Origin of the sequence: Tolypothrix sp. PCC 7601, assembly GCF_025677855.1 — a bacterium.
Taxonomy (GTDB): Bacteria; Cyanobacteriota; Cyanobacteriia; order Cyanobacteriales; family Nostocaceae; genus Aulosira; species Aulosira diplosiphon.
Genome location: NZ_CP064879.1, coordinates 3,339,573 through 3,353,500, shown reverse-complemented (window position 1 = coordinate 3,353,500; position 13,928 = coordinate 3,339,573). Strand labels below are relative to the sequence as shown.

Below are 13,928 nucleotides of genomic sequence, written 5' to 3'. Positions count from 1 at the left end.
CCCAATTAACTTAATTTTGACTACTGAATTAGAAAACCTTGCAGTCACAAAATATGGTTTAGCACTGCACACCACAACCCCTGAATTAGGATTAGCAATTAATAATTTTGCTGGCGATAATCGCTCTCATGTATGGAATTTAGGACGTGATTTGTCCAGCTTTGTCCATCAATACTTAGTAGAATTTATTCAGCCACAAACTTGGTCAGATATAGGCTTTTTGGCAGTGGCTAAAGGCCCTGGTGGTTTTACAGGCACAAGGATTGGTGTAGTTTTAGCACGGACATTAGGACAACAATTAGAGATTCCTGTATTTGCAGTATCTACTTTAGCTGCAGTTGCTTGGAGTGCAAAAGATAATATTGCTAAAACAGATGCGATCGCAATTCAAATGCCAGCCCAACGAGGTCAAGTTTTTGGCGCTATTTATCAACCTCATGCCGATAGCTCAAATCTGACAACATTACTACCAGATAGCGTATTTACACCTGAAGCATGGCAAGAGACTTTAGCAAATTGGCAGACAACTTATCAATTAATTGAAGCAAAATCTGCGTTAGCAGCAACAGTCACTAATATTTTGGAACTAGCTGATCTAGACTGGGAACAAGGAAAGCATCCGCATTGGTCTGAGGCTTTACCCTACTATGGACAGCATCCTGTAGATGTTTAATGAAAAGTTAGGGTAATACCAATTCAAACAATTTTTGCGACCAATAAATGTTTTGTATTTTCTCTTTCCCCTTTCCCCTTTAACCTTTTCCCACCTCTTGCAAAAATGCTTTTTGCAAGAGGTCTATTGTTTAAATTGGGATAACCGATATTTATCGCTAACTATCTCACACCTGATGAGTCAGTATAACTAATAGGAGCTTTTTGCGGTGGTAATGAGTAATATTCCGCTAGTGTAGCTATAGCGAAACATAATGTCAGACTCAAAACAAAAGTTGTGAAAAACTGCATGATAAAAAATCGGTGCAAAAGCCACTTCATATAATTCATCATTGTTAAGCCTCCGGCATTGCACGGGGAAATTATCAAAAAACTTTTGACAAATTATGTATGAATAAGTAGGTTAGCGATCGCACATGGCTATTTGTAGAAGAGTCAAGGGAAAAGTGTTCTCCTTTCTCCCTATAAAATTTTAAATAGTTGGGTTAACTCTAGCCTACTTACTTAACAGTTCAGTGCTTAATTGCTAAACTTAATTTTTACCTTTAACTTCACGGCAATTAACCCCAACCATCATTGATAAATGAAAGCTAGGAATATTGCACTGAATCTGTATTTATTAGTAGTCTGCACCCAAAAGGTAATTTAAAAATTGGTAATTTATTAATTCTATTTTCTGATAAAAAACTACCTAATTGTTATAAATGCACGGAATATCTTAATCTTATAATTCACTCCATATCTATTTATTTCAGCAAATGGCTTTGCCCTTATGTAGATAGAATTTGGCTTAAGCCAATTTAATTATACATATACAAGCAGATAAAAGCATCTATCTAACGATAGATGCTTTTTATGTAATAAAATTTAGAGTAGTTCTAAATTATTTTAGGTGAGCGAGTATAAAAGCCATGATTTAACTAATTTATATTTAAGGATAGCAACCAAATTATCTCACATAAATTATACCAGTTCCTCATTAATGTTACTTGCTCGGGACGGAGAAGCAAACTATATAATTACAAACATCCAATCATTAAATGCTTCACAGATGTGTAAACATAAAGGGCAACCGCTTTTACCATCGAGACTGTACACCCAAATTAATAAATAAGAAATATAAACTTTAACATCGGATAGTTCGTAACCAGAGTTTTGTATAATCTATTTAAATGTAAAATTTAATACTGTTAATTATTTCTTTTGAGAAACTCCAGTTCTGAAACGGGATATGAGTCATATAAATTTAAATTATTAATAGAACCAAAACTTGCTAACTGGCCAAGAAAGTTCACAAAGAGTACCCCTAGGAGATAGAGAAACCCGTCGAAATTTACCTTTAAGTTGTCGAGCTAAATTTCTAAATTGTTGTGTGCCTCTGCCTTCTTTGTAAGAACTAATAGCTAATGCATCATCTATAATACTTAAAGTGTGCCAGCCTTCAGAGGCAGAACAATTAACTTCCAGACGGGTGACTCCGGCGGCGTGTTTGCCAACATTACATAATGCTTCTTCTAAAAATCGGCAGAGTCCTCTTTTTTGTTCAATACTCAATCCCTTTTCTTCGATAGGTTCAAATGTGCGGATTTTAACTTTGATGGTTTTAAAGCAGGGAAAGTCTCGCTCTAAGGTATAACTGTAAACTTGATAAAGAATCTGGTGGATAGGGTCATGTAAATTGATGACTAATCCTTGTCCTAAATATAAACTTTTATCCTGATTTACAGGTTCTCGCTGCAAGAATTCATAAATTCCCCGCAGATCGTAATTTAATTTTTCTAGTTCTTTTTCAATTTCAGGTAGTAATTTATCTGTAGGTAAGTTCTGCTCTTTCAAGAGTTTCAGAACTTTAGCCAGAGTTTGTAGAGGCCCATTATGAATTGTTTCAAATGTGCGTTCAATCATCGTATAATGAGCATTAATTTCTGCTTTTAAAGTTTGTTCGTATTGGTATAAAGCGGTAAGTCCTAGAGAATTCAATGTATAAATAATTATGGTTGGTGCTAATGGAATCCACCAACCCAAAATTAAAAATATATAAGCTACAAGAACGAGAATAAAGCTAGCAAAACCAATTGTCACAAGATTGAGCAAAGGTAATTTAGTTAACCTGGCGTGAGCAATTCCTAAAAAACCCCAAGCAATAATCCAAAGATATTCCCATTCATCTTGCCAAGTCTTTAACAGGGGTCGAGAATTAAGAACCGCACTGATTAATTGGCTAACAGCATGAGCATGAATTTCTACGCCATAAACTTGGCCTGGGGGTGCAAATTTTGCCGACGGAATAGCAGAAGTTGTGGTCAAGTCTTTGGCGCTAGGGGCCGTCATGCCAATAATGATAATGCGATCGCGTATCCACTCAGGCTGGAATTTTCCTGCTTTGATATCACCAAGGGTCACCGTTCTAAATCGTTCTGGGCCACTACGAAAGTTGAGTAATACCTGAAATCCCCCCGCATCGGTTCGCACATATCCGCCAGAGTTGCTGTAGACGCGAGGTAGCTGGATATTACCAACCCAGATGAGATTGCGATCGCCAACTCTATGTTTTAACTGAATCCCTTCATTAGCTAAATAAATCTCTGCTAACTTGAGAGATAAGGCAAATTTATATCCTTTCGGTGTAATCGTTCCTAGTAGGCTGCGTCTTAATTTACCATCCGCATCTGGAATTTGATCTACAAAACCAATTTGTGCGTCAGGTAAATATGGTGGTGGATCGATTGTGACAGGTAATGCTTTTTCAATCCCAATTAAATTTTTATGCTGTTTAAATGTGTTTACTAGTTCAGCAGAACCAGGCTCAACTGGTATATCCCTAACAATATCAACGCCAATGGCTCGAGGAGCGTAAGCCTGCAATTTTTTTAACAAGCTTGCCATTTCTTGATCTGGGATAGGATATCCAAAATTATGGATATCATCTTCGTTAATACCAACAATTACAATTCGTTCATCTACAGATTCCACAGGCCGTAAACGGAGGAAACTATCAAACACTAGCCACTCTAAAGATTGCATTGCACCAGTCAGACGAACAATAATCACCAGACAAAGTACTACAATCCCGGGCAGCGTTCCTACACGCCAAATGGAGATTTCCTCTTTGATTCTTCTCCAAATTCCAGGCTGCATAAACCAGTTTCCTAGTCTTTAGTTATTAAATAAAAATCACCGATAATAATTCATCATTATGCAAAAATTAATGATTATTCACAAATACATATTACATTTTCCTGGCTTCAATTTGCTTGTGGTTACAAATCAGACCTAAGCAATAGTCAACCTTAAATATCGGGATTTACTCAAATCCTGATTTAATTTTATATCTAAGTGTTGGCCCTGATAGCAATGGGTTTGAGCTATAGAAGTAAATAGAAAAAAATATTTACATTGAATGCGATCGCCTTTGGCCTTCCCAAAGAGTATTCCTTCAACAAAGGTGCTTACTCTGCGGGAACGCCAAAGGCTAATGGGAAAGTTTCGTTTTTTTGTATTCGTAATGACATTGTCTCATAAATTATGTGATGAATTTTGCCTTAATACTCGTATCATTACGAACTAAATATTTCATATTGCACAGAAACAGCACCTACTAAAGCTTGACTATGATCAATCAATTAACCCTTCATGTCGAGCTTTCATTTCAGTTTGAATGCGGATATTTTTACCTTCTTCTGGGTAAACATCTAAAGCATCTTGTAGCTTATTCCAGTAATGACGCACCATGCGTTCAGACATACACATTCTTTCTGCGATCGTCTTATCTTGTAACCCTTCTTCAAATGCGAGAGTTAATACCTTCAGCCACTCTGGTTTTACTTCTAAGCCAGAATTGATACCTTTGATATCTTTAGTATGAGTTAATCCTTGTAATGCCCAATCAACTCTAGTCAACATTTCTTGGGTGGAAAGGCTTTTATCTGCAACAGTAAAGCCACCTTTATGACTATCAATCTCCGGTCTAATTCTGACTAAAGTTCTAGCATGGGCACTTTGCACAACAATATCTAAATGCGGATAAGATTTCATCAGATTCCTTAGAAGTTGAATTCCTGTATCAGGACGTGCTGTTGCTCCGGGGTGTTCTGGCATTGATAGATCCATCACTACAAGGTCTGCCTGTGATATCATCATCTGCTCGAGAGCATTCTTAGCATCGATAGCAGTAATAAATTTTGCACTAGCATATTTTTTTTTCAGTACATCGACTGTTCCCCCTAAAACTGATTCATGGTCGTCAATCACCAAAATTGTGAGCAATTTCTTCTCTGCTGCAAGTTGTGTCATAATTAACACCTCGTTATCGAACTAAGTAAATACTAAGTTTTCATCTACTGCCTAGAGCAAGACAGATGAAAATTGTGCTTTTTTGTCATTTGTTATTCTTTTCATCCCTATTCACAGCATTTCCCTGCAAATATTTATAAATTGCAGAAAATCGCCGGATAAAAAGAAAATTGAGGACTAGTATTCCTGACTCTGTACTTAGCGATCAGTCGAAGTAAAAGCAGCTATTTGAAGCTAGATTGTTGATGTTTATCAGAAAAAACGCTGAATTTATGATTGTATAATTTGTATTATGTTATTGACAAAGGAAGATGCCCTGAGCAATTATCAAATTGACGATCTAGAGGTCTTCAATTAAGACTGCTGATAGCAATATTAACTGATGCTTACCAGTAGAAATACCAAGTTAGCATGAGGCTGGTACTACGATAAAAACATTTACCTGAAGTTAATAGGTAAAAGCTATCACACAAATATTGTAATTCTCGTAGATTAGCGTAAGAAACACGGGTAGATACATCCGGATAAGTAATTTGTACCATTAAATGGCATAAATTGTGGCATTGTTTTAAATTGATATAAATTGATATAGGTGTTAAAACTTGGGGCAAAGCTATTGTGAGCAATTCTTCTAATAGGCTTAAAATTATTAAGCTTTGTTCAGTTGACTGATGTTGCCAGATCACTGGCATATCACGGTGAAAAGATAACTGAGAATTATTCGTCAGCCTAGACTGTAATAAACAATCAATAGCTAACGGCAAGCTATACTGTAGCTGCGATGGAAATAAGCGATCGCTCAATTCCACCAAAGATTGATGGAACCTATCAATTTTTTTTACAGATTCTTGAATTTTGTTAACTGATAAATCTAAATTATCTACTGTTAACATTTCTAGATTGCGCCTGATAATAAAGGATTCCTGCAATAAATCATCCCGAATTTTTTCAGCTTCTAAAAATCTTTTTATCGACTCTTGATAAGACCACCATTTTAATGCTTGCCGAATTCTTAATTCAGAGCTGATAAACCAGAGGAGGGTTATGAAGCTGGCTATTAACAGTATAACTTGCGTCCACAATAGCAGTTTCACAGGAAGTTTTGATGGGTATTTTATGCCGATTAAATATAGCTTTAAAACAAAATATATCAGATTTGTCTTTTGTAAAATGTTTAAATTGAATACAATAAGCGCCCATAACATTGATGATAATTACAACAATATGCATATAATTTTATAGTTTTAATGAGTAGATAAATCTTGGTGGTTCGCAAATAAAAATCTTGATTGCCTAAATTTAGACAATCAACTATTTAAATGCTAAATATAACGCTATTTTTAAATTTTTGTACAAATATATGTACACTTTATATCTTCTTGTTTTCCCCTTACTGACTAGACAGAGAAGTTTGCTGAAATTAAATAAACTGATTTATATATCAGTAATTAATCTTGCCTTTCGCAACATAAATTGCAGCGCTGTTTCCTGTTTAGAGATAATATAAGCTTTAGCATCCATACCTAATTGGATATGACACTGATGTTTCTGATGACCGAATACTAAACTTTCTGGTGCGATAGTAGCCTCAAAATAGCTAGCAGCCAGAACATTAGAACTAGATGTTGGAGAATTTGTACTGTTATTTTGAGATGTAATTACATCTGGAGAAACTGTATTCACAAATCCTTTGAGAGTACCATAATCAGGATAAGGGCAAGAGTCTATTCGTAATTGTACTTCTTGACCAACTTCCACACTTTTAATATCTTGAGTGGGAATCATTGCTTTAATTACTAAAGGCGCATTACTAGGTGCAATTTCTGCGATCGCATCACTAGCACCCACAACCTGACCAGGATTGCGTAAATTTAGCTTGAGAATAGTACCTTCAGTAGTGGCGCGAATTACAGTATCTTGTAATTGTTTAAAAACTTGCTCGAGTTCTTTGTGATATTGGATTAATTGGGATTGAATTTCCACTCGTCGCTGAATTAAAGCTTGTCTTTCTTTATTTAAAGTAGCAATGTTGGCTTGACCTCTAGCAACTTCTTGAGCAATCCGTTCTTTAGCTATTGCGACTGTTGCATCAGTAGGATTAATCGCAGATCTAGCTGATTCCACTTTAGCCTGAGCTATTTCAACAGCTTTTCTCTCACCTTCAACAATAGCTTTTGTCTGTTCAAATAAGAATTTTTTCTGCTCAAGTTCTCGCCTACCAATAGCACCTTCTTTTGCTAATTGTTCATAGCGATCGCGGTCTAAATTGGCAAAGTCGAAATCAGCTTGAGCTTTTTGCAAATCCGTGTAAACTTTTTGCAAATTAGCTTCAGCGACTTGTAAGTCAGTTCGAGTTGTAACTTGACGTTCTTGATACTCTCTTTGGTTACGTACTAAATCAGATTGAGCCGCAGCTACAGTCCGCTCAATTAGTGTCTTTTCTGCTTGAATTTGACTATCTAAATTCTTGATTTGAGCATCAATTTGATCTATTTGTAACCTACCTTGTTGACTATTTCCTTGCAGTTGGCTCTTTTTAATTTGTAATTGTTCATCATCAAGGTAAGCAATAATATCTCCTTGCTTAACTACTTGATTTTCTTGCACCAAAATCCGTTTAATAGTTCCCTCCATTTTCGGTTGTGCTAACCGAATTTCGCCAGTAGGACGGATACTGGCTGGAGCTTTAACGGTAACATTATATTTTGCCCATGAAGAGAGGGCGATCGCAGAACCAAAACTACCAACAAGAAACATTCCTGCAAATGATGTCCAAGCACTCACAGGAGGAATAAAATCTTCTTGGACTTCAGGTAGGACTTTCTGATTATGGATGTAGAGCATATCATATCCCCTCTGAAAATGAGTGTGAATTAAGGAATGAGAAAATCTAGATGGTCACCTGGTTGGGATATCAAATCTTTTAAGGAACCTTGCAGTTTTAATTTGCCGTTTTCTAGTAAAACCACCCAATCAGCGCGGTTAATTACTTTGGGGCGGTGCGTAATCAAAATGGTGGTTTTACCTTGGCGATGCTCAAACAGCCGATCCAAAACCTGCGCCTCACTCACGGGATCGAGTCCACCAGTGGATTCATCCAAGATTAAAACTGGTGGATCTGTGACAATCGCCCGTGCGATCGCTAATCGTTGACGTTGTCCGCCAGAGATATTGGCACCAAATTCTCCTAAAATAGTTTGATATTTCTCTGGGAATTTATTAATAAACTCGTCGGCTCCAGCAATTTGACAAGCTCTCACAATTTGCTCAAAACTAATATGAGGTGTTCCTAAACGAAAGTTTTCGACAATAGAACGATTCCAAAAGTGAGCATCTTGGGGAACTAGTACAATCTGTTGACGCAAACAATCTAAAGAAAGGTCTTGGATGTTATATATACCAATTTGGATATTACCTGATTGCAGTTGATACAACCCAGCAATTAATTTCGCTAAAGTACTTTTACCACAACCAGATTTACCAATTAATGCCACAACTTGACCACCTGGAATTGTTAATGAAAAATTGTCTAACAAGTCCAGGCGACCAGCATAATGGAAGCTGAGATTAGTACAGATAATATTAGCATCATTGGCAATATAAGCTAAAGGTTTGCGTCCGTCACCTTCATTTTCTGGGGTAGCATCAATAACTTCTGTCAGGCGTTGTGTAGCAGTTTTAGCCCGCGTAAATTCTTCTACAAAACTAATCACAGTAGCGATTAACCCCAGAAAATTACCATTCATGGAGTTAAACGCCATTAACTGCCCAATACTGAGGTTTTCATCCGGATTAATTACTAAGTTACCACCAAACCACAGCAAAACAACTGCACCAATCGCAGAAATAAAACCAGAGAAAGTATTATTAATAATTCCTATCTGCATGGTGCGAAAGGTGAGATTACCAAGACGACCAAATCGGTGTTGTAGTTCATCCCAAAATTGGGGAGCAGATGCAGTCGTTTTGAGAGTTAGTGCGCCTTTGAATGTTTCTACTAAAAGTCCTTGAGTTTCGGCTTCTGTAACTAATAACTCGCGAGTTTTTTGCTGTAATGTGGGCTGGAATACTATCGTTGACAAGGTCATAGCTATAGAAATAAATACTGCTACTACAGTTAATTTCCAGCTATAAAAAATCATCAGCCCTAAAGAGATGATGGCGATAAAAAACTTACTAGGTAAGCCAACAACTACTTGCGCCACTAATTGATTTATCTGTTCAATATCTTGTAACCTGCTAACTATTTCTCCACTGCGACGGGTTTCATAATAAGTTAAAGGTAATCGCAGAATTTGTCTGCCAAATTCCATTACCATTCCTAATTGCAAGCGTTGAGCAAAGTTAGCAATTAAATTAGATTGTACAAACGAAAGGCTACTAGAAATAAAATTCATTACTACTACAGATATTGCCACAGTAGTTAGTAAGCTAGTATCCCCACGAACTAAAACATCATCTGTGAGAATTTGTAATAAAAATGGAGAAGCTAAAGAGAGTAAGCCCAATATTAAATTTAGTGGAAAAGCCTGTGCTAGAATTGCGCGATAATTCCAAACACGTTTAAAGAAGCGCCAAAAGCCACCAATATTATCATCCTTTTGAGCAAAAAATCTGACTGGATCTGGTTCCAGTAATAGCATTAACCAATCTGTCCAACCCTCAGCCAAATCTTTTTTAGAGAGATGGCGAATACCTACAGCCGGATCAGCGATTAAACATTTTTTGCCCTTTTTACCATATAAAACAACCCAATGATTTCCTTTCCAGTGAATAATTGCTGGTAAGGGTGCTTCATGCATCCGGTTTAAGAGTTCTGGTGAAGTTTTAACGGGACGAGTATTAAATCCTAATATTTCTGCGCCGCGTCTTAACCCTAATAAAGTAGTACCAAATTGTCCAGTACCTACAGCTTCTCGGATGTGGGTGAGAGTAAAATTATGCCCATAATGTTTAGCAATTGTAGCAATACAAGCAGCTCCGCAATCTTCTTCACTATGCTGTTTTACAAATTTGTATCTCATAAGCAAAGCACTCTAGAAAATAATAATCACAACAGCAATATATTTTAAATTTGTTGGAATAGTTTTGAAATTAACCTCTATTGGGATTTTAGTTATCAGAGTTTTTAAAGGAATCACTAGAGCCAAGATTATTGCTTATTCCAGTCTAAAAGAGACCCATTATACTAGATAAGAAATTACTGCCACCTCTTAACCAACTACTGCGTCTATTACCGGAGCCAAAAAATGCAGCAAAGATGAGTGTAGTTTGAGAAAACTGATATGCACTTTGGCTCTTAGCTGAACCAATTGAGTTACCTAGTGAAATATTTACTTCGCTACTACCCGAAGTTAGTATATTTGTGTTTTGATAAAAAAGATAGAAAAGCCCAAAGGGAGAAGATGAACGTCCACCAGATAAAACTTCTTGTTCTTGTTCGGACACATCTATAAACAATTCACTCTTTTGTTGTTGGATGTTATGAGACATAATATCTATCTCTCTAGTTCCTGAGTTTATCCAATACTTTTTCTGCAATTAAACTACATCTATAAAGCTGTAATAACCCCGTTGCTAGTGTCTCATCTTTACAAGATGAGACGAAACGGGGTTATCGCTTCACTACTTACTTTCTTAGTACTTATGGAATTTTAATCGCGGTAATACCACCAGTTAAGAAGTCAGAGCTTGTAGCCAATGAACCTGTAGTGGTTCCAGCCAAAGTGGAAGTTGAAGTGGTTGCCAAAGCTAGCTCTTTAAGACTAGTAAAACTTAGAGATAAACCCTCAGCACCACCAGCTACGATTTCTTGTTCCTCAATACTTACTTCGATAAAAAGTTCGTTAGACATGATTGGAATCTCCTGGATTTTAAGAGTTTCGTGAGTTGCTTGTTGTTCGCTTGATTAATACGATATAAACAAGTACCTAAGTGAGCCCATTTTCATGTCTCCCCTTGTCAAGAGGAGACACATGGGGTTATCGCTGATTACTTACTACTTAATTAAATTGAAATAGCAGTAATACCACCAGTTAAGAAGTCAGAACTTGTAGCCAATGAACCTGTAGTGGTTCCAGCCAAAGTGGAAGTTGAAGTGGTTGCTAGAGCTAGCTGTTTGAGACTAGCAAAACTTAAGGATAAACCACTAGCACCACCAGCTACGATTTCTTGTTCTTCAACAGTTACTTCGGTAAAAAGTTCGTTAGACATGATTCAAGTCTCCTGGGTTTTAATTATCTCGCGAGTTGTTTGCCTCTTGCTTCTCTCCTCGCTTGATTAATACGATATAGGCAAGTACCCAGGTGAGTCATTCTCATTTTGTGCAAACTTAATTACCAAAGTTAGAAATTCTCATTGCTTAAATCAGTCAGTGTAATTACTGAAAAATACATGGCTAAAATCACCACAAATTTTGCTAAAACTTATTTAAAAATTCAAGAAATTTTATAATAGCTTTACCAAAGTGCTTTATGTTTGTGGCATGTAAATCTTTGCTTTTCAAGATTTTATCAAAAATATATAGAAAATTATTACCCTCTTTAAGAAAAATGCTTTGATATATGATAATAAAATAATTAAGTCAAATTTAATACCCTCTATCTTGATGAAATAGACGTTATCTAGGGCTGACGAGACAAGTATCTTATTTGTGAAGTGATAAAAAATACTCTGAGGGTAAAATAATACTGTTTTGGCGCTATACAAGACTCAAATCGCTCACTTGTAAAGGTAGGCTTGCGTGAGCCTAGCTTATGTAAATAGACCACGCTTGATGGGTGAATAGCACTTACTGAAGCAAAAGTTGCTGTCCAGACCCCCGATTTTTTCAAAAAATCGGGGGTCTAATTTAGCTGATTTGTCGCTTAAAAAACCAAAAATAGAGGAATTACCCTAAATCACGCCTGAATTTTTTATTCCAAAGAAGTCATAAGAAATTGACAGGCGATCGCCAACAAGGTATACATATTTGAACATTTATCCTATGCAAGTCTGGATTTTATGCCTAATGTTGAAAGGGATGAAACTCGCGAGAGTCGCATTGAAACAGAGATCATTGCCGATACTGGTAATGATAAAGAGGAACGGGCTATGGGTTGGTACTACTACCTAGACGATACCCTGAACTTTCCCTTTAACGCCAAGTTGAAAAAGAAAGCACGCAAAACAGGAGTCATTGAAGAGAAACAAGTTGAAGTTTTAGCAATGGCACCTGACGAAGATTGTTTCAAAGATATGTATGTTGAAGTAGTCTATCCTGGTGGCGACGATGAAGATATATTTTCGGCAAAGCTGTCAGAAATAGAAGCAATAGATGCTGATGAAGAAACCCTAGAAGCACTTGCAGACTGGCAATATTGGCTTGCTAGAGGATACAAGTTTTAATAGTTAGTCTTGATAGTGCTGAGTGCTGTAGACGCTTCTGCGGCTTCCCGCAGGGTGGAGCCACTGCGTTGCGGAGGACAGTTGCATGGGCGGGTTTCCCGACTTGAGCAAACTGTCCGTTGGGGTTACCCCCGTTGTAGCAAGTGGCGTTGCTGAGTTCTGAGTAAAAAACTAGCCTCTAGCCTCTAGCACTTTAGCGCTGGCGGAATTCCACTTCTTTTTCCAAAATCTTGATGTCGTAGTTGTCAAAAAAATCGTGCCCTAATAGACCAATACTCGCTTTGGGTGCGATCGCAACTTCAATATTATTAGCTACAGCTCCACCAACAGCAATATCTTTGATCTGACTCGTTAAAAATTGCACTACAGTTCCATCTGCAATTTGCGCGTTAATTTTACCTGTGGGTTGGAGTTGCAGAGTAGCTGCCATTTTTAGAGTTATCAGGGTACTACTGGCACCTGTATCTAAAATCATCTCAAATGTTTGTCGCTGGTTAAAAGTCACATCAATCACAGGAGTTTTCCCAATTCGGCGTTTGATTGGTACACGAAAAACTCCGTTGTCTGGGGGTGTGACACCACAAAGCTTTCCTAAACTGATAGTTCTACCAGAGGAAGTCACCATAAAACAGCTTCCTAAATCTTCGGCTGTGGCACGATGCCAGAATGCTAAAAATAGCAGTGATGGTAGGAATGCCAACATTGCTAAGTTAATAGCCAACATCCTGATACTTCTAGCATTCTTCATCGGATTTTGCGCTCCAATTCCTAATTACCCCTTGTTATTAGATTACCCAGAGTTACTGGTAAATAGGGCAATCAAATAACAGCATCATTTATCCACAAAAAAAGCTTTTAGTTCAATACGCTTGGGTTAAGCTCATTAGCGATTGATTTGTCACTGATTAAAAAAGCTCTTTCAATTGGGGGATTCTCCCCCAAACCCCCGATTGGGTGACGGTTGCGTCCCCCAAACCCCCTCCAAAATGATTGTTCTGTTTTGTTGTTGAGTAACTAGTTTTTTGGTTTTGTGATCAATTAATTTTTTCAAATGAACTGTATTTGCTTTTAGTTGACTGTTGACTGTTGACTATGTTTTCTGTCAACCGTCAACCATCAACGTGAAATCCTCATCGCTCTTTTAGGGGTGGGATGAGCTTAAGAAAGCTATTTAAAACTGCTGCTGTGAATGAATTAGAAAGCTATTTTCGCTTTTGGATGTAGTGCAATAGCTTAATTGTTGTGCGATCGCATTAACTCAGTATTAGTGGCAGATTGCCTGATTCAAAAGTGCTGAATAAATTTAAATGCAAATAATGCATAGTAGCGATACATTTTTTGCACTATTACTAATTTTTTGTAGCTACTTATACTATTTTAGCAGAAAACCGCCTTTAACCTTAAGAATATGTAAATCGTTACACTTTTGTTACCAAAACAGCTTTAGCAAATTTCCCACAATGGATACAAGGAAATCTTCCTTCTGAAGCAATCATCTCAATACACAAATATTAGTTTATGAATGCATTTGCCCTAGTGGAAGCGGAAGCGATCGCACTACGGGTTAATTGATATTG

General features: G+C 37.1%; 11 protein-coding genes. 2 read left to right on the top strand and 9 right to left on the bottom strand.

Annotated features, from left to right (window positions below; translation table 11 throughout):
* The first annotated feature begins 16 nt into the window (after positions 1-16).
* Entirely contained in the window at positions 17-673 is a 657-nt protein-coding gene (gene tsaB, locus HG267_RS14030; RefSeq protein ID WP_045872538.1) for a tRNA (adenosine(37)-N6)-threonylcarbamoyltransferase complex dimerization subunit type 1 TsaB, read from the top strand.
* A 1,253-nt stretch (positions 674-1,926) separates the two neighbouring features.
* Here the strand turns inward: tsaB and HG267_RS14025 are convergent.
* The 8 genes from HG267_RS14025 to HG267_RS13990 form a co-directional block, all read right to left on the bottom strand.
* On the bottom strand, positions 1,927-3,810 hold the full coding sequence (locus HG267_RS14025; protein ID WP_045872537.1) for a CHASE2 domain-containing protein: 1,884 nt from the start codon (positions 3,808-3,810) through the stop codon (positions 1,927-1,929).
* Positions 3,811-4,287: 477 nt separating this feature from the next.
* Positions 4,288-4,965, bottom strand: a complete 678-nt coding sequence (locus tag HG267_RS14020; protein WP_045872536.1) for a response regulator — start codon at positions 4,963-4,965, stop codon at positions 4,288-4,290.
* 386 nt (positions 4,966-5,351) lie between these two features.
* Positions 5,352-6,059: a hypothetical protein gene (locus HG267_RS14015; protein ID WP_309227627.1), complete on the bottom strand. Its 708-nt coding sequence runs from the start codon at positions 6,057-6,059 to the stop codon at positions 5,352-5,354.
* Between the two features lie 340 nt (positions 6,060-6,399).
* Entirely contained in the window at positions 6,400-7,809 is a 1,410-nt protein-coding gene (locus HG267_RS14010) for an HlyD family efflux transporter periplasmic adaptor subunit (RefSeq protein ID WP_045872535.1), read from the bottom strand.
* 29 nt (positions 7,810-7,838) lie between these two features.
* A complete protein-coding gene (locus HG267_RS14005) occupies positions 7,839-9,989 on the bottom strand; it encodes a peptidase domain-containing ABC transporter (protein WP_045872534.1) in 2,151 nt (716 codons plus the stop codon).
* A 145-nt stretch (positions 9,990-10,134) separates the two neighbouring features.
* The gene (locus HG267_RS14000; RefSeq protein WP_052335321.1) at positions 10,135-10,458 is read right to left on the bottom strand and encodes a hypothetical protein; all 324 of its coding nucleotides are present in this window, start codon (positions 10,456-10,458) and stop codon (positions 10,135-10,137) included.
* A gap of 151 nt (positions 10,459-10,609) precedes the next feature.
* Positions 10,610-10,819: a CTB family bacteriocin gene (locus tag HG267_RS13995; RefSeq protein ID WP_045872533.1), complete on the bottom strand. Its 210-nt coding sequence runs from the start codon at positions 10,817-10,819 to the stop codon at positions 10,610-10,612.
* Positions 10,820-10,971: 152 nt separating this feature from the next.
* Positions 10,972-11,178, bottom strand: a complete 207-nt coding sequence (locus tag HG267_RS13990; RefSeq protein WP_045872532.1) for a CTB family bacteriocin — start codon at positions 11,176-11,178, stop codon at positions 10,972-10,974.
* Between the two features lie 789 nt (positions 11,179-11,967).
* Here HG267_RS13990 and HG267_RS13985 point away from each other — a divergent pair.
* A complete protein-coding gene (locus HG267_RS13985) occupies positions 11,968-12,351 on the top strand; it encodes a calcium-binding protein (protein ID WP_045872531.1) in 384 nt (127 codons plus the stop codon).
* A gap of 193 nt (positions 12,352-12,544) precedes the next feature.
* On the opposite strand, the gene HG267_RS13980 is transcribed toward HG267_RS13985, so the two are convergent.
* Positions 12,545-13,099 carry a TIGR02281 family clan AA aspartic protease gene (locus tag HG267_RS13980; RefSeq protein WP_081584090.1) on the bottom strand — a complete coding sequence of 185 codons (555 nt, stop codon included), beginning with the start codon at positions 13,097-13,099 and terminating at the stop codon, positions 12,545-12,547.
* Between the last annotated feature and the right edge of the window lie 829 nt (positions 13,100-13,928).

Excerpts from the sequence above, each read along its gene's own strand:
- HG267_RS14005 (WP_045872534.1), bottom strand. The coding sequence starts at position 9,989 with ATGAGATACAAATTTGTAAAACAGCATAGTGAAGAAGATTGCGGAGCT.
- HG267_RS13985 (WP_045872531.1), top strand. The coding sequence starts at position 11,968 with ATGCCTAATGTTGAAAGGGATGAAACTCGCGAGAGTCGCATTGAAACA.
- HG267_RS13980 (WP_081584090.1), bottom strand. The coding sequence starts at position 13,099 with ATGAAGAATGCTAGAAGTATCAGGATGTTGGCTATTAACTTAGCAATG.
- HG267_RS13995 (WP_045872533.1), bottom strand. The coding sequence starts at position 10,819 with ATGTCTAACGAACTTTTTATCGAAGTAAGTATTGAGGAACAAGAAATC.
- HG267_RS14000 (WP_052335321.1), bottom strand. The coding sequence starts at position 10,458 with ATGTCTCATAACATCCAACAACAAAAGAGTGAATTGTTTATAGATGTG.
- HG267_RS14010 (WP_045872535.1), bottom strand. The coding sequence starts at position 7,809 with ATGCTCTACATCCATAATCAGAAAGTCCTACCTGAAGTCCAAGAAGAT.
- HG267_RS14020 (WP_045872536.1), bottom strand. The coding sequence starts at position 4,965 with ATGACACAACTTGCAGCAGAGAAGAAATTGCTCACAATTTTGGTGATT.
- HG267_RS14025 (WP_045872537.1), bottom strand. The coding sequence starts at position 3,810 with ATGCAGCCTGGAATTTGGAGAAGAATCAAAGAGGAAATCTCCATTTGG.
- HG267_RS13990 (WP_045872532.1), bottom strand. The coding sequence starts at position 11,178 with ATGTCTAACGAACTTTTTACCGAAGTAACTGTTGAAGAACAAGAAATC.